Origin of the sequence: Aquipuribacter aurantiacus, assembly GCF_051216895.1 — a bacterium.
In the GTDB taxonomy this organism is placed as follows: domain Bacteria; phylum Actinomycetota; class Actinomycetes; order Actinomycetales; family JBBAYJ01; genus Aquipuribacter.
In genome coordinates, this window is record NZ_JBPKAO010000005.1 from 71,191 (window position 1) to 93,429 (window position 22,239).

Below are 22,239 nucleotides of genomic sequence, written 5' to 3' on the forward strand. Positions count from 1 at the left end.
GTCCCCCGTCGGTGGCGGCCCGGTCGTCCCCCTTGACAGCGTCCTGGCTCCGTCGCATGGTTGCTTCAACATTCAAGCGACCACCAGGCGGACGATCGTCCGGTGGACGCCCATCCCCACAGCGCGGTCGGCGATGGAGGCACCCAGCATGAGCACACCCCCCAGCACCACTCCCGGTACCCCCCAGGTGGACGTCCTGGTCGTCGGGTCCGGCCCGGCCGGTGCGTCGGCCGCGGTCTTCCTGGCCACCTACGGCGTGCAGGTCATGGTGGTGACCAAGTACGGCCGGTTGTCGGACACCCCCCGGGCGCACATCACCAACCAGCGCACCATGGAGACGATGCGTGACATGGGTCTGGAGGAGACCCTGCTGCGCGAGGCCACCCCGTGGGACCTGATGGGCAACACGACCTTCTGCACGAGCCTGGCCGGCGAGGAGCTGGGCCGGGTGCTGTCGTGGGGCACCGACGTGCGTCGCCACGCCGACTACGAGCTGGCCAGCCCGACGTCCATGCTGGACGCGCCGCAGACCGTCACCGAGCCGATCCTGGTGCAGGCCGCCCAGGCCCGCGGGGCCCGGATCCGGTTCGACACCGAGTACGTGGGCCACGTGCAGGACGACGAGGGCGTGACGACGACCGTGCGGGACCGGCTCAGCGGGGTCGAGTGGCAGGTCCGGTCGCAGTACCTGGTCGGGGCCGACGGCGCCCGCAGCAAGGTGGCCGCGGACCTCGACCTGCCCTACGAGGGGCCCGGTGCGGTCGGCGGCGCGCTCGGCATCATCTTCGAGGCCGACCTGTCCCGGTTCGTCGCCCACCGGCCGTCGGTCCTGTACTGGATGCTGCAGCCGGGTGCCGAGCGCGAGGGCGTCGGCCTGGGCGTGCTCCGCATGATCAAGCCCTGGACCGAGTGGATGCTGATGTGGGGCTACGCCGTCGCCGACGGCCCGCCCGACCTCACCGACGACTACATCCGCGAGCTCGCGGTCAACCTGGTCGGCAGCGACGACTTCGAGATGACCATCAGGTCACGCTCCCCGTGGACCATCAACCACCAGTACGCCACCACGATCGCCCAGGGGCGCGTGTTCTGCGCCGGGGACGCGGTGCACCGGCACCCGCCGACCAACGGCCTGGGGTCCAACACGTCCATCCAGGACTCCTACAACCTGGCCTGGAAGATCGCCCACGTCCTGCGGGGCACGGCCGACCCGGCGCTGCTGGCCTCCTACGACGCCGAGCGTGCGCCCATCGCCCGGCAGGTGGTCGAGCGGGCCAACCAGTCCATCGCCGACACCGGGCGGATCATGGCGGCGCTGGACCTGGACGACACCTCCGACCCCGACCGCCTGGCCGCGGCGCTGGACGCCCGCACCCGGCCCGGGCCGGCGGGGGAGAAGGTGCGGACCGCGCTGCGGGAGGCCATCGCCTACAAGTCCTACGAGTTCAACGCCCACGGGGTGGAGCACAACCAGCGCTACGCGTCCGGCGCCGTGGTGGGCGACGGCACCGACATGCCGCCCTACCGTCGCGACCCCGAGCTGTACGCGCAGCCGACGACGTGGCCCGGGGCCAAGCTGCCGCACACCTGGGTGACCGAGCAGGGACGCCGCACGTCGACCCTCGACCTGGCCGGCGGCGGCGAGTTCAGCCTCTGGACCGGGATCGGCGGGGAGGCCTGGGTCGAGGCCGCGGCGCGCCTGGGGGCCGAGCGCGGCCTCGACCTGCGACCGGTCGTCGTGGGGCCCGGGCAGGCGGTCGAGGACCCGTACGGGCTCTGGGCGGACCTGCGCGAGACCGACGACGGCGGGGTGCTGCTGGTGCGTCCGGACCTGTACGTCGCGGCCCGTCACCAGCAGGGCCCGGCCTCGCCGGAGCAGGCGGAGGCCTGGCTGCGCGGGGTGCTGGAGCAGGTGCTCGGGCCGGTGCGGGTGGAGGCGTCCTGACCGCCGCGAGGCGGCCGCGATGTCGGCGTCCTGACGGATACCCCTCGCACGACGCGGCCGGGTCGGGGAGGATCGAGCGGTGGACTGGTACCTGAACACCGCCGACGCGGCGGCGCTGTGGGCGCTGCGGCAGGAGGTCCGGGCCTACCTGCGGCGCCACGCGGAGCCGGGCACGGACACCGGGGACGCCGACCTGGTCGTCGAGGAGCTCGTCGGCAACGCCGTGCGCCACGCCGGGGGACCGGTCTGGGTCTCGCTGTCGTGGCGCGAGCTGAGCCCGACGATGCGGGTGCTGGACCTGGGGCCGGGCTTCGACCCGTCGCTGCTCGGCGAGGTCAGCGCCGCGCCCGTGGCGCGCCCGCCGCAGCACGTGCCCGAGTCCCTGGAAGACGTGGACCCGCTGCTGCTGGCCGAGAGCGGGCGCGGCCTGTTCCTGGTCTCCCACCTCGCGGAGTCGTTGCAGGCCCACACCCGCGACGCCGGTGGCATGTCCGTGCAGGCCGTCCTGCCCGTCAAGAAGCGGTTCGCCCTCAGCCACGACCCGCCCCGGCAGACGGTCGGCGCGCTGCCGCTGGCGGAGGAGTCCGCACCCGACGGGACGTTCGGCAAGGAGTCGTTCCTGCGGGCGCTGGTGGTCCAGCTGGCCCGCACCGTGGAGTTCCAGCACGGACCGGACGCCGCCGAGGCCGCCGTCGCCCAGGTCGGCGCCGACGTGGGCGGCCGGATGGAGGAGGAGTTCCGCCGCGCGGAGCAGGTCGTCGACCGGCTCAGCCCGCAGCAGGTCGGGGACTGCTACGTCCGCCTGAAGCACGCCATCGACGGCGGCTTCCGGCTGGAGCACGCGGACGAGGACGTCGTCGTGCTGACCAACGACCGCTGCCCGTTCGGCGACGTCGTCACCGCCGCGCCGTCGCTGTGCCGGATGACCTCCAGCGTGTTCGGCGGCATCGCCGCCCGCAGCTCGCCCACCGGGACGGCGGCCGTCCTGCTGGAGGAACGGATCGCGATCGGGGATCCCGGCTGCCGGGTGACCGTCTACCTGGGCGAACCACCCCCCGCGGTGCTGCCGCTGGTCCACGCCTACCGGGCTACCCGGGTCTGAGCGCGGGGTCGGCCCCGCCGGACGGTGCCTCGCCGGCCGGCGCCTCGCCCCCCAGCGCGCCGCCTCGCAGCACCGCGGTGAGCGCGGCCGCGGGGACCGGCCGGGAGAACAGGTAACCCTGCCCCTGCTCGGCGCCCGCGGCCGTGACCGCCCGGGCCTGCCGGGCCGTCTCCACCCCCTCCACCACCAGCGGCACCTGCAGCGAGCGGGCCAGCGCCACGGCGGAGCGCAGGGCCGCGAGCCCGCTGGGCTCCTCGAGGCGGCCGACGAACACCCGGTCCAGCTTGATGCCGTCCAGCGGCAGGGAGCCCATCCGCTCCAGGGTCGACCAGCCCGTCCCGAAGTCGTCCAGGTACACCCGGATGCCCTGCTCACGGACCTGCTGCAGCACCGTCGCGGCCATCGCGGCGTCCCTCAGCGCCGCGGTCTCGGTCACCTCCACCACCAGGGCCCGCCCCGGCAGGCCGTTGCGGGCCAGCAGCCCCGTGGTGCTGCCGACCAGCGACGGCTCGCAGACCTGCAGCGCGGACAGGTTGACCGTCACCGGGACCTCGTCGCCCCGGCGCCACCACGTCGCCGCCTCGGCCAGGGCCCGGGCCATCACGTGCTCGCCGAGCGCGATCGCGAGACCGGCCCCCTCGGCCACGTCGACGACCTCGACCGGTGACACCGGGCCCAGGGTCTCGTCGGTCCAGCGCAGCAGCGCCTCGACCGCGACGACCCGCCCGTCCACCAGGGACACCACGGGCTGGTAGGCCAGCTCGAGGCGACCGTCCAGGTCCAGACGGCCGCGCCCGTCGGCCGGCGCGCCGAGGGCGCCGCGCAGGTTGGAGGCCAGCACCATCCGACGGGCGGCGACGTCGTCGCTGCGGCGGTAGGCCCGGACCACCTGACCGGCGCGGCGCGCGCCGTGGACCGCCACCTCGGCCCGGCGCAGCAGCTCGGCGACCCCGGTCCCCGTGTCGACCGGGTGCTCGGTCGTGGTGCCGACGGCGGCGTCGAGGTCTGCGGTGCCCACGCTCACCTCGGGCAGGACCGTCACGGCCCGGACCCGGACGGGGCGGCCGAGCAGACGGGCCGCGGCCCGCGCCCACCCGGTCGACACGCTGCGGTCGGCGTACCCGACCAGCGAGAACTGGCCGGCGCCCACCCGGGCCAGCACCTCCCCGGTGCCCGGCAGCAGGGTCCGGAGCCGGCCCGCACTGACCCTCAGCAGCTCGTCGCCGACCTCGTGGCCGAACGACTCGTTGGTCTCCCCGAGCCCGTGCAGCCGCAGCGTGGTGATCCGCAGCGGGCGTCCGGGGGCCGCGGCCTCCAGGGCCGCGACCTCCTGCTCCAGACCGACCCGGCTCAGCAGCCCGGTCAGCGGGTCGGTCCGGTACGCCTTCTCGAGCTGGGCCTGGGCCTCGCGCACGTCGCTGATGTCGATGAGCGAGACCACCCAGCCGGAGACGTCGGCCCCGGTCGGGCGGACGGGGACCGCGCTGGCCCGCCAGGCCCGGCCCAGCACCTCCAGGTCGAAGCGGACCGGGCCGGTACCGTCGTCGGTGCCGCCGGCCGTGCCGCGGTCGCCGCCGTTGCTGCTGTTGCTGTTGCCGTCGTCGCCGCCGACCCGCAGCCGCCGCGTGACCTGGTGCCCGAGGACGTCGTCCAGGGTCATGCCCACCAGGTCGGCGCCGCCCAGCAGGCCGTGGCCCTCCGTCCGGCGCACCACCCCGGCCAGGTCGACCTCGAGGACGGCCACCGTGGCCTGGCTGAGGACCGCGTCCAGGCCCGCCTGCACCCGGGTCTGCGGACGCAGGTCGCGCAGGCTGCCGTTGTACCTGGTCCCCGCGGCGGACTCGCTGCGCGTGACCGACAGCTCGATCGGGACGAGCTCGCCGTCGCGAGCCAGGGCCAGGACCTGCAGCGGTCGGCCGACCACCACGTGCTCCCCGCCGCCGCGCACCCGGTCCAGGCCGAGGTCGTGCGCGGCCCGCATGCCCTCGGGGATGAGCACGTCGGCCACCCGGCGGCCGACCACGTCCGCCGGCTCCCAGCCCAGCAGGGCGGTCAGGGCGGGGTTGACCTGCAGCACGACGCCACGGTCGTCGATGACGACCGAGCCGGACAGGCTGCCGCTGACCACGTCGGCGTGCAGCCGGAGCATCTCGGCGTCGCTCCGCCGCTCCTCGACCAGCGCGACGTGCTCGCCCAGCAGGTGGGCGAGGTCCTCCATGGCCGTGACGTGCCCGGGCGTGAAGTCCCGCGGGTGGTCGTCGAACACCGACAGCGTGCCGATGACCGCGGCGTCCCCGGCCCGGAGGGGGACGCCGAGGTAGGCCACCAGGCCCAGCTGCCGGGCGGCCCCGGCGTGCGCCGTGCGGGGCTCCAGGGCCAGGTCGCGCACCACCATCGGTGTCCCGGCCCGGACCACCCAGCCGCACGTGCCCAGGGCGGCCGGCTCGGTGGCCCCCGCCTCGAGGCCGGTGGTGCGCCCGTCGGACGCCGCGACGACGACATGGGTCGCGGACACCACGGTCACCAGGGCCACCGGGGTCCCCGTCACGACCCGGGCCAGGCGGGCCACCCGGGTCCACTCGGGGTCGCCCAGGACGGTCGACATCCGGGTGTCGTCCACCCGTCGCAGCCGGTCGGGGTCCGCGAGCGGGTCGTCGACCCCTCGGACGCGGGCGAGCGCCTCGTCCAGCGCCGAGGCCGGCGCGTCCGGGGCGGGGGTACCGTGATGGTCCGAGGAGGTCCCGTGGGACACCGTCCGCACGTCCTTCCCTGGTGTCGGCCTTCCGTCACCCCCCGGTGCGGGACGGTGGACCCGGCCCCGGGGTTCAGGGTGCCCCACCCGGTGCCGATGGGAAAGCGGAACGGCTCGACCCGCGACGACGACGAGGAGCAGAAGGTGACCACGTCAGCAGGGCCTCCAGGGCTCCCGGCCCCGGGGTCGCAGTTCGCGGCCGCGGTGGAGTCCGTGCTGGCCCACCTGCGCGACCACCACCCGATGACGCTGTGGGCCGTCACCCGGGTGGAGGGCGGGGCGCAGACCCACCTGCACCTGGGCGAGAACGGCTACGGCCTGGTGGCGGGGGACAGCACGCCGTGGGCGGGGACCCTCTGCCGTCACATGGTGGCCGGCGACGCGCCTGCGGTGGCGCCCGACACGTCCCTGGTCCCGCTGTACCGGGACGCGACGGTCCAGCAGCAGCTGAGCATCAACGCCTACGCGGGCGTCCCGATCCGCGAGCCCGACGGCACGCTGTTCGGCGTGCTGTGCGGCCTGGACCGGCGCCCGCAGGACGAGGTCGCAGGACTGCTGCCCCTGCTGGAGCTGCTGCAGGGCATGCTCGGGCACGTCCTGGCCGCCGAGCGCGAGCTCGAGCGGGCCAGCCGGCAGACCTCGCACGCGGTCGAGGCGTCCGAGACCGACCCGCTGACCGGTCTGCTCAACCGGCGGGGCTGGGACCGGGCCGTCGCCGAGGCCCAGCAGCGCCTGGCCCGGCTGGGGGACCCGTCGGTGGTGGTCGTCGCCGACCTCGACGGCCTCAAGCGCATCAACGACGAGTCCGGCCACGGTGAGGGCGACCGCCACCTGGTCCGGACGGCGACCGTCCTGCGTGAGGCCGTCCGGCCCACGGACGCCGTGGCGCGTCTGGGGGGTGACGAGTTCGGGATCCTGCTCGGCGGGTTCCCCGGGACGTGCGCCTCCCGCAAGGTGGTCGAGCTCGCCGACGTGCTCGGCGCGGCCGGGGTGCCCGCCTCGTTCGGGTGCTCCGCCGTCCGGGTGGGCGGTGACTTCGCCACCGCGCTCGCCCTGGCCGACGCCGCCATGTACGCCCATAAGCGCAGCCGGCGTGAGGCGTCCACCGGTGCGGCCTAGGCGCAGGGACGGGGGGTCACCGGGCACCATGGCCGACATGCCCCGCCAGGCGTCCGGCCCGCACCCGTCCTCCGCGCTGCCCGGTGGTGGTCGGGGCCCCGCCGCGGACCTCCTGACGGGGCTGCCCGGACGGGCCGCGCTGACCGGTCTGCGGGGCGGCGCCGAGGCCGTCATGCACGTGGACCTCGACCGGTTCGCCGACGTCAACTCCCAGCACGGCTACCAGGTCGGCGACGCGGTCCTGGTCCAGTTCGCCGACCGGCTCCGGTCGCTGGTCGCCCCCGGTGACGTCGTGCTGCGCCTGGGGGCGGACGAGTTCGCCCTGCTGCTGCACCGTTCCCCGACGGAGGAGTCCGCCCGCAGCCTCGCGGAGCAGGTGGTCGACCGGGCCTCCGCACCCTTCGTGGTCCGGCTGCCCGGTGCGGGGGAGGTGGAGGTCCGGCTGGGGGCCTCGGTGGGGCTGGCCCGGCTGCCGGACCGCGACCCGGCCGGGACCGGGGCCGGGGACGACGTCGCCGACCTGCTGCGCGACGCCGACCGCGCCATGCGTCGCGCCAAGTCGGGCGGGCGGGGGACGGTCCGTGGCCCCGGTCCCCGTCGAGGGGGTGGTCCGGACGCAGGGGCCTCGCGCTCCCCCCACGCCGTCGAGCGCCGGCTCCGGGTGGCGCTGGACCGCGGTGACCTGCAGGTCCACTTCCAGCCCGTGGTGTCGCTGCCCTCGGGAAGGGTCGTGTCCTACGAGGCGCTGGCGCGGTGGACCGACGACGAGCTGGGGACCGTGCCCCCGGACGAGTTCATCCCGGTCGCCGAGCGCGGCGGCATGATCACCGACCTGGGGCTGTGGGTGCTGCGCCGGGCCTGCGCCACGGCGACACGGTGGCCCGCCGTGCCGGCCGCCGGGGAGGGGCCGCTCCTGCCCGGGTCGGTCCAGCCGGGGCCCCCGACCGTGGCGGTCAACGTCTCGGCGGTACAGCTGGCCGACCCCCGCTTCGCGGACGACGTCGTCGAGGTGCTGCGGGCGACGGGGCTGCCCGGGCACCGGTTGTGCCTGGAGGTGACCGAGACCTCCGACCTGGTGGACCTCGACCTGGCCGTGGAGCAGCTGGCCCGGGTGAGGGCCGAGGGGGTCAGGACCGCGCTGGACGACTTCGGCACCGGCCGGGCCGCGCTGTCGGTGATGCGCCGCCTCCCGCTGGACGTGGTCAAGATCGACCGGGACTTCGTCGCGGGGCTGGCGCGGGACGCCACCGACGCCGTCATGATCCGGGGCCTGGTGGACGCCGCCCACCACCTGGGCCTGGAGGTCTGCGCGGAAGGCGTGGAGGACCTCGAGCAGGCCCAGGCGCTGGTGTCGTTGGGCGTCGACCTGGCGCAGGGCTGGTTGTTCGGCCGGCCGGTGCCGGAGGTGTGCACGGCGGGGGCCCGTGCGGTCGAGGTGCCGCCGCCGGTCGTCGACGCCCACGTGGTGGACGAGTTCGTCGTCGTCGTCGACGCCGCCCGCCTGGTGCGGTTCGCGTCGTCGGGCGCGCGCTCCGTGCTCGGCGAGACGGTCCCCCTGGGGGCGGGCGCGATCCGCCTGGTGCACCCCGAGCACCGGACCGGGTTCACGGACCTGGTGGCGCGGGCGGCCCCCGGGACGACGTCGGAGCTGACGCTGCGGACGGCTGACGACGCGGCACGCGGGTCGCGGTGGCTCAGGGTCCGGGCGCAGGCGTTCCGGCGGCCGGGCTCGGACGAGCAGGAGGTCGTGCTGACCGTCCGCGACGTCCACGACCGGGTTGCGGCGCAGACCGCCGCCGCCGTGCTCGACCACGTCCTCAGCGCCACCATCGACGTCGCCCCGGTGGCGATCGCCGTGTCCGACCTGGCCGGTCGGCTGCTGCGGACCAACGCCGCGTTCGCGAGCATGGTCGGGCGTCCCATCGACGGCGACGACGGCGTGGTGGGCCGCACCGTCGACGACCTGACCCACCCCGAGGACCGTGGGCAGGACGCCGCCAACCTGGAGAAGGTGCACGCGGGCGAGCACCGTCAGGTGGTCCGCAAGCGCTACCTGCACCGCGACGGGCGGGTGGTGCCCGCGGTGTGCGAGGTGCTCGTGGTGCACGCGCCCTCCGGCGCCCCGGTGGCCGTGGTCGCCCACGTCCGCCCCCAGGCCGGGGTCGACGGCTGACCGGGTCGGACGGCTGACCCGGTCGGACGGCTGACCCGGTCGGACGGACGAGGTCGGTCAGAGCCCGGGCGGCGGGGCGGTGCGCGACAGGACGACGGCCGCGGCGATCGTCAGGACCATGACGAGCAGCTCCACGACGACCAGGCGCAGGAACGCGCCGCGACCCGCGTCGGTGGACATCGCCTGGAGGCTGCGGCGGCGGTGCCACCAGCCGAAGCCCACGAGCACCGCGAGCAGGACGGCCTTGGTCAGCAGCAGCAACCCGTAGGTGGACCCCAGGAGCGCCTCGACCGAGGTGACCCGCAGCGAGCCGTTGAGCAGCCCCGAGACCCCGATGACGACCACGCTCCACAGCGCGAGGGTGCTGTAGGACTCCAGCGTCGGCCGGGCCCGGTCCGTGCGCGCCCGCCGGTCCGCCAGCACCAGCACCGCCAGGACCGCCAGCCCGCCGACCCACAGCGCGCCGGCCACCAGGTGCACGGCCACGCTGGCCACGGCCAGCTCGTGGTCCTCGGCCGAGGCGGAGTGCCCCACGAACGCGGGCGGCACCAGCGCGGCGGCGGCCAGGACCAGCAGCACCCGGGAGGTGACGGCGCCCGAGGCGACCGGCAGCCGGGAGGCGACGAGGAGGACCACGGCGGCGAGCACCACGAGCAGCTGGGAGCGCGCCTGCGGGAGCGAGACGAAGGCCCCCTGCACCTGGGCGGTGAGGACCATCGGGAGCGGGCGGCCGGACAGGTCCGACGCGGTCAGCTGGTAGACCAGCAGGGTGACCAGGCCCCAGCCGGCGGCGGCCGGGCCCAGCAGCGCCCGGGCCCGGGCCCGCAGGTCGTCCCCGGCCGGCCCGGACGCGATCGCGGCGACCAGCGTGCACCCGACGACCAGCACGCCGAGCAGGTCCTGCAGGTAGCGCGCCAGCGGCAGCCCGGACGTGGTGGCGGGGCCGGGGTCGGCCAGCGTGGTGGACGTGGCCCCGCCGGTGAGCGCCAGCAGGCCGATGGTGACCACCGCCCCCGTGACCAGCAGCAGCAGGCCCACGGCCAGCACCGTCGGGACGTCGGGTCCGCGTCCGGACGCGCCGCGGGGACCGGTCGTGGTGCCCTCCCGGGTGCTCATCGGTGCGCGGGGTCCTTGACCTCGCCGATGAGCTCCTCCAGGGCGTCCTCCAGGGCCACGATTCCCAGCACGGTCCCACCCTGCACCACCCGGCCCAGGTGCGAGCCCGCGGCCCGCAGGACCTGGACGACCTGTTCCACCGACGCGGACGCCTGCACGTCGGGCAGGTGCCGGCGGCTGGCCGCCGGCACCGGCGCCTGCGGCACCCGTTCGCCCTTGACGGGCAGCACGTCCTTGACGTGGACGTAGGACACCGGGACACCGGCGGGGTCCAGCACGGGGAAGCGCGAGAACCCGGTCTCCACCGCCGCGGTGTGGACGTCGTGGGCCCGGGCGTCGTCGGGCACCGACCGCACGTCCTCGTTGGGGATGAGGATGTCCGCGGCCGAGCGGTCCTGCAGGTCCAGGGCCCCGCCGAGCAGGTCGGCCTCCTCGTCGTCGAGCAGTCCCTCGCGCTGCGACTCCGTGACCATGGTGGCCACCTGCTCGCGGGTGAAGACCGAGGAGACCTCGTCGGCCGGGGTGACCCGCACCAGGCGCAGCAGCAGGTTGGCGCCGCCGTTGAGGAGCAGGATGAGCGGCTTCAGCGCCGTGACCACGCTGTACAGCAGCGGGCCCAGGACCAGGGCGCTGCGCTCCGGGCCGGCGATGGCGATGTTCTTGGGCACCATCTCGCCCAGCACCATGTGCAGGTAGACCACCACGGACAGCGCGATGGCGAACGAGATGGGGTGGACGAACGCCTCGGGCACGCCGAGCAGCTCGAAGCCGGGCTCGAGCAGGTGCGCCACGGCGGGCTCGCCCAGCGCGCCCAGGCCGAGCGAGCAGGCCGTGATGCCCAGCTGGGCGCCGGCCATCATGAGCGAGACGTTCTCCATCGCCTTCAGGGTGGTCCGGGCGCCGAGCCGGCCGGCCTCGGCCAGCGGCTCGATCCGCGAGCGGCGCGCCGAGATGAGCGCGAACTCCGCGCCCACGAAGAACGCGTTGCCCAGCAGCAGGAACAGCGAGACGACGATGGCGGCCTGGTCGCTCATCGCGGCACCTCCTGCTGCGCGGTGCCGGCGGGTGACCCGGCACCCTCCAGGTCGTCGGGCAGCAGCGGCTCCGGCTCGGGGGTGTCGTGGTGCTCCTGCTCCACCGGCGGGGTGGCCCGGACGAGGTCCACGCGCATCCCGTCCATCAGGACCACCCGCAGGCGCCAGCCGGCCAGGTCGACCTCGTCGTCGGCCCGCGCGATCCGGCCCAGCAGGTCCACGACCAGCCCGCCCAGGGTGTCGTAGTCGCTGTCGTCGTCGGCCGGGATGCCCAGCTCGCGCAGCTCGTCGGTGCGGAGCAGGCCGGTGAGCTCCAGCGAACCGTCCTCGTGGCGGACGACCCGCGACTCGGGCTCGTCGTGCTCGTCCTCGACCTCGCCGACGAGCTCCTCGACCAGGTCCTCCAGCGTGACCACCCCCGCGGTGCCGCCGTACTCGTCCACCACCACGGCCAGGTGCGACTGGGTGCGCAGGACGACGAGCAGGTCGTCCAGGTCGATCGACTCGGGGACCACTACCGGGGCGTCCATCACGGCGTCGGCCGCGGTGGTGGGGCGCTCCTCCTCGGGGACCCGCAGGCAGAGCCGCAGCGACACGACGCCCACGACCTCGTCCGGCCCGCCGCGGCCCGTCACGGGGAAGCGGGAGTGCCCGCTGGTGCGCGACAGCTCGACCACGTCCTCGACCGTGGTCCGGGTCTCGATGAACAGCACCTGCCCGCGCGGGGTCAGCACGTCAGCGGCGTCGCGGTCGCCGAAGGACAGCGACCGCTGGAGCAGGGCGGCCATGGGGCGCTCGAGCGTCCCCGCGTCGGCGGAGCGGCGCACCAGCGACTGCAGCTCCTGGGGCGAGCGGGCCGAGGCCAGCTCCTCCTGCGGCTCGATGCCCATCCGGCGCAGCAGCCAGTTGGCGTTGCCGTTGAGGAACCGCAGCAGCGGGCCGGCGACCCGGCTGAACGTGCGCTGGAACGGCACCACGAGCCTCGCCGTGCGGAACGGCATCGCGATGGCGATGTTCTTGGGGACGAGCTCCGCGACGATCATCTGGAACGCGGTGGCCAGGACCAGCGCGAGCGCCAGGGACACCCCGGTGACGGCCGTCCGGGGCACCCCCAGCGACTGCAGGCCCGGCCCCAGCAGCGCGGCCAGCGACGGCTCGGCCAGGAACCCGACCAGCAGCGACGTCACGGTGATCCCGAGCTGCGCGCCCGACAGCTGCGTCGACAGCGACCGCAGCCCGGCCAGCACCCCGGCGGCGCCCCGCTCCCCGGCGGCGGCGCGGTCCTCGACCTCGCCGCGCTCGACCGTGACCAGGCTGAACTCCGCGGCGACGAAGAGGGCGTTGGCGGCGATCAGCAGCAGCGCCGCACCGAGGAAGACCCACTCCATCACGGTTCCCGGCGGACGGGGCGGAGCAGGGCGCGCCGGGCGGGGCGCGACGGGGCGGTGGTGTCCGACGGGGGAGCTGGCTCGGGGGTTCCGCTCATGGTGACCTCGAGTATGCGGGATCCCGGCGGCTGCTGCCGGTGCCGCTGCCTCCGCGGGGTCAACCGGGGTAGGCGCGGACCTCGGTGGCCTTGATGCTGGCCCAGACGTCCTGACCGGCGTCCAGGCGCAGGTCGGCGACCGCGGCCGTCGTGACGTCGGCGAGGACGTCGGGGGCGCCGTGCAGCCGGACCCGGACGGTGTCCCCCTGGTGCTCCAGCGCCACGACCCGCCCCGGCCAGGCGTTGCGGGGCGAGCCCTCGGGCCGGTGGCGGTGCAGGGCCACCGCCGACGGCGGGAACACGACGAGGACCTCGCCGGTCAGGGGGTGGGCCGTGGTGAGGGTGCCGCCGCCGACCAGGTCGACCGCGCTGCCGCGGGCGGTGCCGCGGTGCAGGTTGAGGCCCACCAGCCGGGCGACGTAGGGCGTCCGGGGGGTGCGGGCCAGCTCGGACGGCGTGCCCCGCTGCACCACCCGGCCGTCCTCCAGCACGACGACCTGGTCCGCCAGCACCATGGCGTCCAGCGGGTCGTGGGTGACCAGGACGGTGCACCCGGGGTAGCCCGCCAGGTGGTGGCGGAGGTCGGACCGGATGCCGGGACGGGTGCTCGCGTCCAGCGCGGACAGCGGCTCGTCGAGCAGCAGCAGGTCGGGGTCGGTGACCAGCGCCCGGGCCAGCGCGATCCGCTGGGCCTGCCCCCCCGAGGTCTCCCCCGGGCGGGCGTCGGCCAGGTCGGCCAGGCCGACCCGCTCCAGCCACGTCGCGGCCGCCCGTCGCGCGGCGGGGCGGCGCGTGCCGCGGACCTGCAGCCCGAAGGCGACGTTGTCGAGGACGCTCAGGTGGGGGAACAGCAGGTAGTCCTGGAAGACCATCCCCACGCGCCGCCGTCGGGTGGGGACCAGCCGGCCGGCGCGCGGGTCGTCCAGCACGCGGTCGCCCAGCCGGACGTGGCCGTCGGTCAGCGGCACCAGACCCGCCAGGGACGCCAGCGCCGTGGACTTGCCGGCCCCGTTGGGACCCAGCAGGGCGACGACCTGGCCGGGCCCGACCTGCAGGGCCACGTCCAGGCCGAACCGCTCGCGCACGAGGACCAGGCGGGCGTCCAGACCGCGCGCGCTCACGTCGCCGTCCCGCCGACCCAGCGGTCCCGCAGGCTGGCGAGGACCAGGACCGACACCGCCAGCAGCACCAGCGACAGCACGATCGCCGCCTCGGGGTTGGTCTCCAGCGCCAGGTACACCGCCAGCGGCATCGTCCGGGTGACGCCGGGGAAGTTGCCGGCGAAGGTGATGGTGGCGCCGAACTCGCCCAGCGCCCGGGCGAAGCAGAGCACCGCGCCCGCGGTGATGCCGGGCGCGACCAGCGGCAGCGTGACCCGGCGGAACACCGTCCAGCGGGACGCGCCGAGGGTGGCGGCGGCGTCCTCGTAGCGCCGGTCCGCCCCGCGCAGCGCGCCCTCGACGGCGATGACCAGGAACGGCAGCGCCACGAACGCCTCCGCGACGACGACGGCCGCCGTGGTGAACGGCAGGCTGATCCCGAACAGGAGGTCCAGCTGCGCCCCGAGGAGCCCGCGCCGCCCGAGCAGCAGCAGCAGCGCCACGCCCCCGACGACGGGCGGCAGGACCAGGGGCACCGTGACCAGCGCCCGGACGAGGCGCCGGCCGGGGAACTCGGCCCGGGCCAGCAGCCAGGCCAGCGGGACGCCGAGCAGGATGCACAGCAGCGTCGCCAGCGAGGCGCACAGCAACGACAGCCGCAGCGCCTGACCGACCTCGGGGCTGGTCAGCTGCGCGGGCAGCGTCGACCAGGGGGCCCGGACCAGCAGCGCCACCAGCGGCAGCAGCAGGAACGCCAGGCCCAGCAGCGCCGGGACCAGCAGCAGCAGCGGGATGCCGCTGCTGCGTCGCCCGACCTGCCGGCGGCGGCGGGCCAGGCGGCGGGCGGTCGACCCGGTCGGGACCGGCGCGACGGACCCGGTGGTCTCAGGGGGTGCCGAAGCCGGCATCGGTGAGGACCTCCAGCCCGGCGGGGGACAGGACGTGGTCGACGAAGGCCTGCGCCGCCACGGGGTCGGCCGCCCCCGCCAGCGTCGCCACCGGGTAGTCGTTGACGACGGCGGACGACTCCGGGAAGTCGACGCCGAGCACGGCGTCGCCGGCGGCGATCACGTCGGTGCGGTAGACCAGCGCCGCGTCGACCTCACCCAGGCCCACCTTGGTCAGGGCGGCCCGCACGTCCTGCTCCAGGGTGTCCGGGGCGGGGGTGAGGCCGGCCGTGTCGAAGACCGCCCGCGCCGCCGCGCCGCAGGGCACCTCGACCGCGCACAGGGCGACCGTCCGCGCCTCGTCCGTCAGGTCCACCAGGGCCGTCACGTCCCCGGGGTTGTCGGGCGGGACGGCGATCTGCAGGGTGTTGGTGACGAAGGTCGTCGGCTCGCCGCTGACCCCGCCGGCGTCCACGACGGTCTGCATCGTGGCCGGGCTCGCGGTGGCGAGGACGTCGCCCGGTGCCCCCTGGACGACCTGGGTGGCCAGGGCCGAGCTGCCGGCGAAGCTGAGCACCACCGTGGTGCCCGGGTGCTCGGCCATGAAGTCCTCGGCGATCAGGGTGAAGGTGTCGGTCAGCGACGCCGCCGCGTGGACGACGACCTCGCGGTCCACCTCGGTGCCTCCGCCCTGCGGACCCGTCGTGGGGCCGGCGCCGCACCCGGCGGCGAGGAGCGCGACCAGCACGAGGACGCCGAGCGGGGCCGTGCCCCGCGCGGCGGCGGTGCCCGCGCCGGTCGCGGCGGTGGCCGCGGTCACGGGGCCTCGACGACGACCGTGGTGGCCTTGACGCTGGCCACCGCCAGGCAGCCCGGCTCCAGCCCGAGCTCGTCGGCGGCCTCGCGGCTCATCAGCGACACGAGCCGGAACGGCCCGGCCTGCATCTCGACCTGGGCCATCACGGTGTCGCGGGTGACCTTGGTGACCAGGCCGCGCATCCGGTTGCGGGCCGACACGGTCGACGCGCCCGGCTCGTCGTGGCTCGCGGCGAGCGACTGCGCCAGCGCCGCCAGCGCCGTGCCGTTCACCACCTGCCGCCCTCCTGCCGACGGTTCGAGCCGCAGCCGGCCGGCGTCGGCCCAGCGGCGCAGCGTGTCGTCGCTGACGCCCAGCAGGGCGGCGGCCTCCCGCACGGTGAACTCGGTCGTGGCCACTGGTCGCCCCTCCTGCCGCAGGTGCGGCTGCAGGAGGAGATTAGCAGCGCATCTGCGGCGTCGAAGGCGGGGCGGTCCGGGGTGCCGGTCTCAGCTGAGGACGTCCTTGGACGTGAACCTCGCCCAGGCGAGCGCCGAGAACACCGCGACGTAGCCCGCCTGCAGCAGCGCGTTGAGCCGGAACGACTCCCAGGCCACCGGGTCCCGCAGCACGTCGGCCACGTCGAACCAGCGGTAGGTCAGCAGCCACGGGTGCAGCCAGTCGACCTGCGGGATCTGGCCGAGCACCTGCGCCACGACCGCGAGGGTGACCGTCGCCGCCATGGCACCCACCGGGACGTCGGTGAGGGTGGAGATGAAGAGCCCGACCGAGGCCAGCCCCAGCAGCGACACCGTCACGTAGCCGGCCGCCAGGAGCGCCCGTCCCACGGAATCCCACGGGGTGATCGTGCCGCCCGACAGCACGGCCACGTCCTGCGCGCCGAACAGCGCGAGGCCGACGAGGGCGCCGACCACCACCACCGTGAGCGTGGCCGCGGTGCAGAACACCGCGACCCCGGCGAGCTTGACCGCCAGCAGCCGGGTCCGTCCGGCCGGGCTCAGCAGCAGGTACCGCAGGGTGCCCTGGCCGGCCTCGCCGGCGACGGTGTCACCGGCGACCACGCCCACGGCCAGCGGCAGGAACAGCGGCACGCAGATGACGAGGGCCGTGATGCCGACGAACAGGCCGTTCTGGGTGACCCGGTCCAGGAACGGCGGGCCGTCACCGGAGTCGGGACCGTCGAAGAACCGGACGGCCAGCGCGATGAGCACCGGCACGGCCGCCAGCACGCCGAGGATGGCCAGGTGCCGCCAGCGGCGGAACATGATCTGCAGCTCGCTGGCCAGCAGCGAGGACCCCGGCCGCAGCCGACGGGACGGTCGGGACGAGGTGCCGGGGGCGGTCTCAGGCAACGACCTCGAACCCCTCACCGGTGAGCGCGACGAAACGGTCCTCGAGGCTGTCGCGGCGCACGTCGACGCCCTGCACCCGGACCCCGGCCGCCACCAGCGCGGCGACCAGGTCCTCGACCGCCGGACCGGGCCCCTGCCCGGGTGGCGGCAGCAGGGCGCGGACGGTGCCGTCGGCGGCCGCGACCGGCGACAGGCCGGTGCCGGCCAGGGTACGGGCGGCCTCGGCGTGGTCCGGTGTGCGGAGCACCAGGGTGGCGTCGCCGCCCGCACCGAGCTCGGCCAGGGTGCCCTGGGCGACGAGCCGGCCCCCGCTCATCACCCCGACGTGGGAGCAGACCTGCTCGATCTCGGCCAGCAGGTGGCTGGACACCACCAGGGTGGTGCCGTCCGCGGCCAGCGACCGGACCAGGCTGCGCACCTCGCGGGTGCCCTGCGGGTCCAGGCCGTTGGTGGGCTCGTCCAGGACGAGCAGGTCGCGGGGGCGCAGCAGGGCGGCGGCGATCCCGAGCCGCTGCTTCATGCCGAGCGAGTACGCCTTGACGCGCTTGGCCCCGGCGTTGGTGAGCCCGACCCGCTCGACCGCCTCCCCGATCCGGTCCCGACGGGTGCGGGCGTCGGCGTCGCGGTCCGCGGCGTCCAGCCGGGCCAGGTTGGCCGGTCCGGACAGCCAGGGGTAGAACGCCGGTCCCTCGACCAACGCACCCACCCGGGGCAGGACGTGGCGCCAACCGGAGGGCATCGGCCGACCCAGCAGCTCGACGTCGCCGGAGGTGGGGGCGGCCAGGCCGAGCAGGACCCGGATGGTCGACGTCTTGCCGGACCCGTTGGGTCCCAGGAACCCGTACACCGCCCCGGTGGGGACCGCCAGGTCGACGTCGTCGACGGCGACCTGGCGGCCGTAGGTCTTGCGGAGCCCTCGCGTGCGGACCGCGAGGTCGACCACCGCCTCAGCCCGCGTAGGACTGGAGCGTGGCCGCGTCGACCGGGCCCACGAGCACCCGGCCGTCGTCGGTCAGCAGCACCGTGAGGAGCGCGCTGGTGAGGACCCGGCCGCCGTCGACCTCGGTGGTCAGCTGCTCGAGCAGCGCGGTGGGGTCGAGCTCCTCGCCCCCGGTGGCGAACGGGTCGGTCTCCTCCGGCGCCGGGGCGGAGGTCTCGGCGCCCTCGGCGGCCGCGTCCTCGGCGGCCGCGGTCAGCTCCTCGACGGGCAGCGCGACCTCGACGGCGGTGGACCAGCCCTCGCCGTGCACGACGGGCTCGGTCTGCTCCCCGGCTGCGGGGGCCGAGTCGGGGCGGTCGGTGCGGCCGGCGTCGGGAGCCTCGGCGGCCTCGGCCTGGGCGGCCTCGAGCGCGTCGACGACCGTGGTGCCGGGGGCCGGGCTGAACGCGAACACGTCGGCGGCCGGAGCGGCCAGGTCCAGGTCGGTGAACCCGGTGACGAACGCGGGCGAGGACTGGTCGCGGGCGCCCACCTCGACCTGCAGGACGACCCCGGTCTCGGCGTCGACGGCGACCTCGATGGTCCCGACGAGGGTCGCGTCGTCCCGCGGGGTGGCGGTCAGCGTGTAGGCGTCGCGACCGGCCACGACCTGGGTGTCGCCGACGGCGACCTCGGTGGTCTCGTCGGCGTCGGCCAGCAGGGTGCGGGCCAGCTCGGCCGGGGTCAGGTCGGCGTAGGGGGACTCCTGCTCGGTGCGCGCCCGGGCCTCGGCGGCCTCGAGCTCCTCGGCCAGCTCGGCGGCCTTCTCGGGCTCGGCTGCGGCGAAGTCCTCCTGCGCCTGCGTCAGCCCGGCCTCGACCTCGGCGGCGATCGCCGGCAGGTCGTAGAAGGTGGCGGTGTCGTGGCCGGAGGAGTAGGTCCAGAGCTCGTCGCCGTCGCGGACGACGTCCAGCTCGGCGAAGTCGTCGAGCAGGGAGACCCGCTGCTGCTCGGGCCCGCCCACCCACACCCGCAGCTGGTTCTCGCCGGAGGCCAGACGCATCAGCACGGACGCGGGGTCCGTGGCCTGCTCGCCACCACCGGGCCCACCGCCGTTCGCGCCGCCGGCCATGCCGGCCAGGTCGCCGAGCGCGGGCAGGCCCAGGTCGGCCACCGTGCGGACCGTGCCCGAGAACGGGGTCGGCTCCGCCTCGTGGACCGCGACCAGCAGGTCCTCGGCGGAGACCTCGGGCAGGTCGGGGCTCGCGTCGGACGCGGCGGAGGCGGCGACGCCCCCTCCGACCACGAGTGCGGTGACGGCGACGGGGACGATCCAGCGAGCGTTGACAGCGGCCATGTCCCTACGGTACGTCGCCGAGGCGCGGCTCACCCGGGGGGTACCCCCCGAACCGGTCGGGGGAGCGCCGGACCGGGGTCCGTCGGGGTCAGACCCCGCGGTCGTCGGGCCGTGGGAAGCCCAGGTGCACGTGGTCCTGGTGGACCAGGTCGGTGAAGGAGCCGGCGGCGGGCTGCAGCAGCTCGGGCCCTCCCACGCTGCTGGCCCCGGCCTCGCGGGCCGCCTCCATGAACGCGCGCCACGGGGAGGCGGCCCGGTCAACGACGGGGATCCCGTCCAGGGCCCACACGTCGACGGCCCGCCCGACGGTGTGCGACGAGGGCCGGGTGGTGGGGAACACGTTGACCGGGTGCGCGGAGTAGAAGACGTGGACGGAGATCCGCCACGTCTGCGCCAGGGTGAGCAGCGCCGCCGCGACCGGGGCGGCGACCACGCCGGAGCGCAGGTCCGCCGCGGCGATGCCGGGCAGCTCGACGCGCTCCTCGCCCAGCAGCGTCTCGATCGCGGGGTCCAGGGGCGGCAGCGGTGGGTCGGGGAAGGCCGGGGTCGCCGACGTCACGACCCAGGCCCCCTCGACCAGCAGCAGCCGGACGTCGGCGGCGAACGGGCGTCGGACCAGGGCCCCCTCCTGGTCGAGCAGCAGCTGGTCGCCGACGACCATCTGGCTGGCGACGTCCTGGTCGGGCCCCAGGCCGCCGTACTGGGAGTAGCGCACCGCGAGCGCGGCCGGCCCCGACCCCGGCAGCAGGCCGAGCAGCGGCAGCGCCGGGCCGGGCGGCTGGCCGGTGGGCTCGAGCCGCTGCGCCAGCGCGTCGTCGTCGCGGCCGCCGTCGTCCAACGACATGGCCGCGACGAGGAAGTCGACGGCGGCCTGCTTGCAGGCGGGCAGGACCTCGCCCGCCGCGACGGTCCACGGCTCGGGGCGCTCGGGCAGGGTCGGGACCGGTGCCGGTTCCGGCGTGACGGTGACGGTGGTGGTCGGCCCGGGCGACGGCTCGGCCGTCACGGTCGCGGTGGCCGGAGCGGCCGCGGTGGCGTCACCCCGGGCGGAGCACGCCGCCAGCCCCCCGCCGCCGGCCGCGGCGGCGGCGATCAGCAGGCCGCGACGTGACCACCGGCCGTCGGCGGGGGTGCGCGGGCTCATGCGGTCCCCGGCTCGGACCCCGGGCGGTGCAGCGCGAGGCGGTACTCCGCCACCCAGCGACCGTCCCGGTGGCGCCGGACGGCCTCGCGGTGCCAGCCGAGCCGCTCGTACATGGCCGCGGCGCCCGTCGCGGCCGCGCCGGTCGACGGGTCCTCGACGTCCGTGACCAGGGCGACGTGGTCCGCGCGAGCGCGTCGCGCGGCGTCGGCGAACGTGTCCAGCAGCGCGCGGGCGCACCCGAGGCCACGGGCCTGCTCGCTCGTCGCCACGGCGTGGACCACCGCGACCCGGACGCGTCGCTCGTCGCGACCGCCGGGCGGGCCCTGGTCGGCGGTCCGCCTCGTCGCCCCGGTCCCGGGCAGCAGGTGCCGGGCATAGGTCCGGACCCGGGTCCGCAGGAACCGGAGCAGCACGTGCGGGCGGGCGAGCAGACCCAGCGCCCCCCGCCACATCAGGGCCCGCCGGTGGTGGCGCAGCGTGTGGTGCAGGTACAGCCGCTGGTCCAGCGAGCCCAGCAGGAACGCGACGACCTCGCCGTGGTGGACGACCGCCAGGCCCGTCGCGGCGGGGGTGTCCAGGAAGGTGCCGTGCCAGTGGCGCATGAACCGCGGCCCGAGCCCGGGGAACAGGCCGTTCGGCAGCAGCCGCCGGTGCAGCCGGGCGGTCGTCGCGGTGTCGCCCGTGCGCAGCCGTCGCAGGAGGTAGCCGGCAGGCAGTGTGGCGGCGGGCAGGTGGGCGGTCATCACGGACGACGGTACGCCAGCACCCTCCGGTTCTGGTGACAGGCCGCAGCGGGTGGTGGACGAAGCGTGGCGGGAGGTCAGTGCGCGTGCGTCCGTGCCAGCAGGTCGTCGAGGTCCCAGGTGTTGACGACCCGGGAGGCCTCGACCCCGGCGCGCTCGACCCGCTCGCAGCCCAGCACCTGCCAGTCCAGCTGTCCGGGGGCGTGGGCGTCGGAGTCCACGCTGAACACGCAGCCGGCGGCGTCGGCCACCGCGAGCAGGGCCATCGGGGGGTCGAGCCGCTCGGGGCGGGCGTTGACCTCGACCGCGGTGCCGTGCTCGGCGCAGGCGGCGAAGACGGCCTCGGCGTCGAAGCTGGACGGCGGTCGTTCCTTGCTGCCGCGGCTGGCCCCGGGGGAGTCGGGGTTGCGCCCGCCGAGCAGCCGTCCGGTGCAGTGGCCCAGCACGTCGACGAGGGGGTCGGACGCGGCGGCGACGAGCCGTCGCGTCATGGCGGGGGACTCCATCCGCAGCTTGGAGTGCACCGAGGCGACCACGACGTCGAGGCGGGCCAGCAGGTCACGGTCCTGGTCGAGGCTGCCGTCGTCCAGGACGTCGACCTCGATGCCGCTCAGCACCCGCAGGTCGACCCCGTCCGCGTCGAGCCCGGCCTGCACCTGCTCGACCAGCTCCAGCTGGGCCAGCAACCGTTCGACGGACAGCCCGTTGGCCACCCGCAGCCGGGGCGAGTGGTCGGTGACGGCCAGGTAGCGGTGGCCCAGGGAGGCGGCGGCGCGCGCCATCGTGCCCAGGTCGCTGCCACCGTCGCTGGCGTCGGTGTGGCTGTGCAGGTCGCCCTGCAGGGCCGCACGCAGCTCGTGGCCCCCGGCGACCAGGGGTCCCGCCAGCTCCTCGAGGTTGTCGCGGTACCCGGAGCGGCCGTCCGTGACGGCCTCCCCGATCACCTGGGAGGTGCGTTCGCCGATCCCCGGCAGCTCGCGCAGGGTGCCGGCGGCCACGCGGTGGGCGAGCTCTCCGGCGGGCAGGCCGGCCACCACGGCCAGCGCGCGTCGGAAGGCCTGCACCCGCGGCGTCGCGGCGGCCGCGCGCTCCAGCAGGAAGGCGATCCGGTCGAGCTCGGCGACCACCGTCTGCTCGGCGCCGGGACCGGTGCCGGGACCGCCGTCGGTGCCGCGGCCTGCGCCCTCGGTCAC

18 protein-coding genes are annotated in these 22,239 nt (G+C 75.9%); 4 read left to right on the top strand and 14 right to left on the bottom strand.

The window, feature by feature from the left end:
• Positions 1 to 148 precede the first annotated feature (148 nt).
• Positions 149 to 1,945 (top strand): FAD-dependent oxidoreductase, encoded by a 1,797-nt coding sequence (locus ACR80Q_RS08570; RefSeq protein WP_435377180.1) that lies wholly within the window; start codon positions 149 to 151, stop codon positions 1,943 to 1,945.
• Positions 1,946 to 2,024: 79 nt separating this feature from the next.
• Complete coding sequence (locus ACR80Q_RS08575; protein ID WP_435377181.1) at positions 2,025 to 3,047, top strand: methanogen output domain 1-containing protein; 1,023 nt, start codon at positions 2,025 to 2,027, stop codon at positions 3,045 to 3,047.
• On the opposite strand, the gene ACR80Q_RS08580 is transcribed toward ACR80Q_RS08575, so the two are convergent.
• Entirely contained in the window at positions 3,034 to 5,799 is a 2,766-nt protein-coding gene (locus tag ACR80Q_RS08580; RefSeq protein ID WP_435377182.1) for an EAL domain-containing protein, read from the bottom strand. The genes ACR80Q_RS08575 and ACR80Q_RS08580 overlap by 14 nt on opposite strands.
• A gap of 96 nt (positions 5,800 to 5,895) precedes the next feature.
• On the opposite strand from ACR80Q_RS08580, the gene ACR80Q_RS08585 reads away from it, so the two are divergent.
• The gene (locus ACR80Q_RS08585; protein ID WP_435377183.1) at positions 5,896 to 6,918 is read left to right on the top strand and encodes a GGDEF domain-containing protein; all 1,023 of its coding nucleotides are present in this window, start codon (positions 5,896 to 5,898) and stop codon (positions 6,916 to 6,918) included.
• 37 nt (positions 6,919 to 6,955) lie between these two features.
• Positions 6,956 to 9,091 carry an EAL domain-containing protein gene (locus ACR80Q_RS08590; protein WP_435377184.1) on the top strand — a complete coding sequence of 712 codons (2,136 nt, stop codon included), beginning with the start codon at positions 6,956 to 6,958 and terminating at the stop codon, positions 9,089 to 9,091.
• Positions 9,092 to 9,148: 57 nt separating this feature from the next.
• Here the strand turns inward: ACR80Q_RS08590 and ACR80Q_RS08595 are convergent, their stop codons facing one another.
• The 13 genes from ACR80Q_RS08595 to ACR80Q_RS08655 form a co-directional block, all read right to left on the bottom strand.
• Entirely contained in the window at positions 9,149 to 10,207 is a 1,059-nt protein-coding gene (locus ACR80Q_RS08595; RefSeq protein WP_435377185.1) for a CopD family protein, read from the bottom strand.
• Positions 10,204 to 11,241, bottom strand: coding sequence for a hemolysin family protein (locus ACR80Q_RS08600; protein ID WP_435377186.1), 1,038 nt, complete (start codon positions 11,239 to 11,241; stop codon positions 10,204 to 10,206). Before ACR80Q_RS08600 ends, ACR80Q_RS08595 begins: the two co-directional genes overlap by 4 nt.
• A complete protein-coding gene (locus ACR80Q_RS08605) occupies positions 11,238 to 12,629 on the bottom strand; it encodes a hemolysin family protein (RefSeq protein WP_435377187.1) in 1,392 nt (463 codons plus the stop codon). Before ACR80Q_RS08605 ends, ACR80Q_RS08600 begins: the two co-directional genes overlap by 4 nt.
• 157 nt (positions 12,630 to 12,786) lie before the next feature.
• Positions 12,787 to 13,848, bottom strand: a complete 1,062-nt coding sequence (locus ACR80Q_RS08610) for an ABC transporter ATP-binding protein (protein ID WP_435377188.1) — start codon at positions 13,846 to 13,848, stop codon at positions 12,787 to 12,789.
• Positions 13,845 to 14,735, bottom strand: a complete 891-nt coding sequence (locus tag ACR80Q_RS08615) for an ABC transporter permease (protein ID WP_435377189.1) — start codon at positions 14,733 to 14,735, stop codon at positions 13,845 to 13,847. Before ACR80Q_RS08615 ends, ACR80Q_RS08610 begins: the two co-directional genes overlap by 4 nt.
• A complete protein-coding gene (gene modA, locus ACR80Q_RS08620) occupies positions 14,713 to 15,534 on the bottom strand; it encodes a molybdate ABC transporter substrate-binding protein (protein ID WP_435377190.1) in 822 nt (273 codons plus the stop codon). The genes ACR80Q_RS08615 and modA overlap by 23 nt, the downstream gene beginning before the upstream one ends.
• Positions 15,531 to 15,929 (bottom strand): TOBE domain-containing protein, encoded by a 399-nt coding sequence (locus ACR80Q_RS08625; protein WP_435377191.1) that lies wholly within the window; start codon positions 15,927 to 15,929, stop codon positions 15,531 to 15,533. Before ACR80Q_RS08625 ends, modA begins: the two co-directional genes overlap by 4 nt.
• Positions 15,930 to 16,019: 90 nt before the next feature.
• A complete protein-coding gene (locus tag ACR80Q_RS08630) occupies positions 16,020 to 16,883 on the bottom strand; it encodes an ABC transporter permease (protein ID WP_435377192.1) in 864 nt (287 codons plus the stop codon).
• Complete coding sequence (locus ACR80Q_RS08635; protein ID WP_435377193.1) at positions 16,876 to 17,826, bottom strand: ABC transporter ATP-binding protein; 951 nt, start codon at positions 17,824 to 17,826, stop codon at positions 16,876 to 16,878. The genes ACR80Q_RS08630 and ACR80Q_RS08635 overlap by 8 nt, the downstream gene beginning before the upstream one ends.
• A 4-nt stretch (positions 17,827 to 17,830) precedes the next feature.
• Positions 17,831 to 19,159 carry a LolA family protein gene (locus ACR80Q_RS08640; RefSeq protein WP_435377194.1) on the bottom strand — a complete coding sequence of 443 codons (1,329 nt, stop codon included), beginning with the start codon at positions 19,157 to 19,159 and terminating at the stop codon, positions 17,831 to 17,833.
• Between the two features lie 88 nt (positions 19,160 to 19,247).
• Positions 19,248 to 20,303, bottom strand: coding sequence for a hypothetical protein (locus ACR80Q_RS08645; RefSeq protein ID WP_435377195.1), 1,056 nt, complete (start codon positions 20,301 to 20,303; stop codon positions 19,248 to 19,250).
• Positions 20,300 to 21,046 (bottom strand): GNAT family N-acetyltransferase, encoded by a 747-nt coding sequence (locus tag ACR80Q_RS08650; protein WP_435377196.1) that lies wholly within the window; start codon positions 21,044 to 21,046, stop codon positions 20,300 to 20,302. The genes ACR80Q_RS08645 and ACR80Q_RS08650 overlap by 4 nt, the downstream gene beginning before the upstream one ends.
• A 77-nt stretch (positions 21,047 to 21,123) precedes the next feature.
• Positions 21,124 to 22,239 (bottom strand): PHP domain-containing protein, encoded by a 1,116-nt coding sequence (locus tag ACR80Q_RS08655; protein ID WP_435377197.1) that lies wholly within the window; start codon positions 22,237 to 22,239, stop codon positions 21,124 to 21,126.

Bases quoted from the DNA above. Each gene is read 5' to 3' on its own strand.
- ACR80Q_RS08640 (WP_435377194.1), bottom strand. From the start codon at position 19,159: ATGGCCGCTGTCAACGCTCGCTGGATCGTCCCCGTCGCCGTCACCGCA.
- ACR80Q_RS08615 (WP_435377189.1), bottom strand. From the start codon at position 14,735: ATGCCGGCTTCGGCACCCCCTGAGACCACCGGGTCCGTCGCGCCGGTC.
- ACR80Q_RS08570 (WP_435377180.1), top strand. From the start codon at position 149: ATGAGCACACCCCCCAGCACCACTCCCGGTACCCCCCAGGTGGACGTC.
- ACR80Q_RS08600 (WP_435377186.1), bottom strand. From the start codon at position 11,241: ATGAGCGACCAGGCCGCCATCGTCGTCTCGCTGTTCCTGCTGCTGGGC.
- ACR80Q_RS08645 (WP_435377195.1), bottom strand. From the start codon at position 20,303: ATGAGCCCGCGCACCCCCGCCGACGGCCGGTGGTCACGTCGCGGCCTG.
- ACR80Q_RS08585 (WP_435377183.1), top strand. From the start codon at position 5,896: ATGGGAAAGCGGAACGGCTCGACCCGCGACGACGACGAGGAGCAGAAG.
- ACR80Q_RS08650 (WP_435377196.1), bottom strand. From the start codon at position 21,046: ATGACCGCCCACCTGCCCGCCGCCACACTGCCTGCCGGCTACCTCCTG.
- ACR80Q_RS08590 (WP_435377184.1), top strand. From the start codon at position 6,956: ATGCCCCGCCAGGCGTCCGGCCCGCACCCGTCCTCCGCGCTGCCCGGT.
- ACR80Q_RS08605 (WP_435377187.1), bottom strand. From the start codon at position 12,629: ATGGAGTGGGTCTTCCTCGGTGCGGCGCTGCTGCTGATCGCCGCCAAC.
- ACR80Q_RS08595 (WP_435377185.1), bottom strand. From the start codon at position 10,207: ATGAGCACCCGGGAGGGCACCACGACCGGTCCCCGCGGCGCGTCCGGA.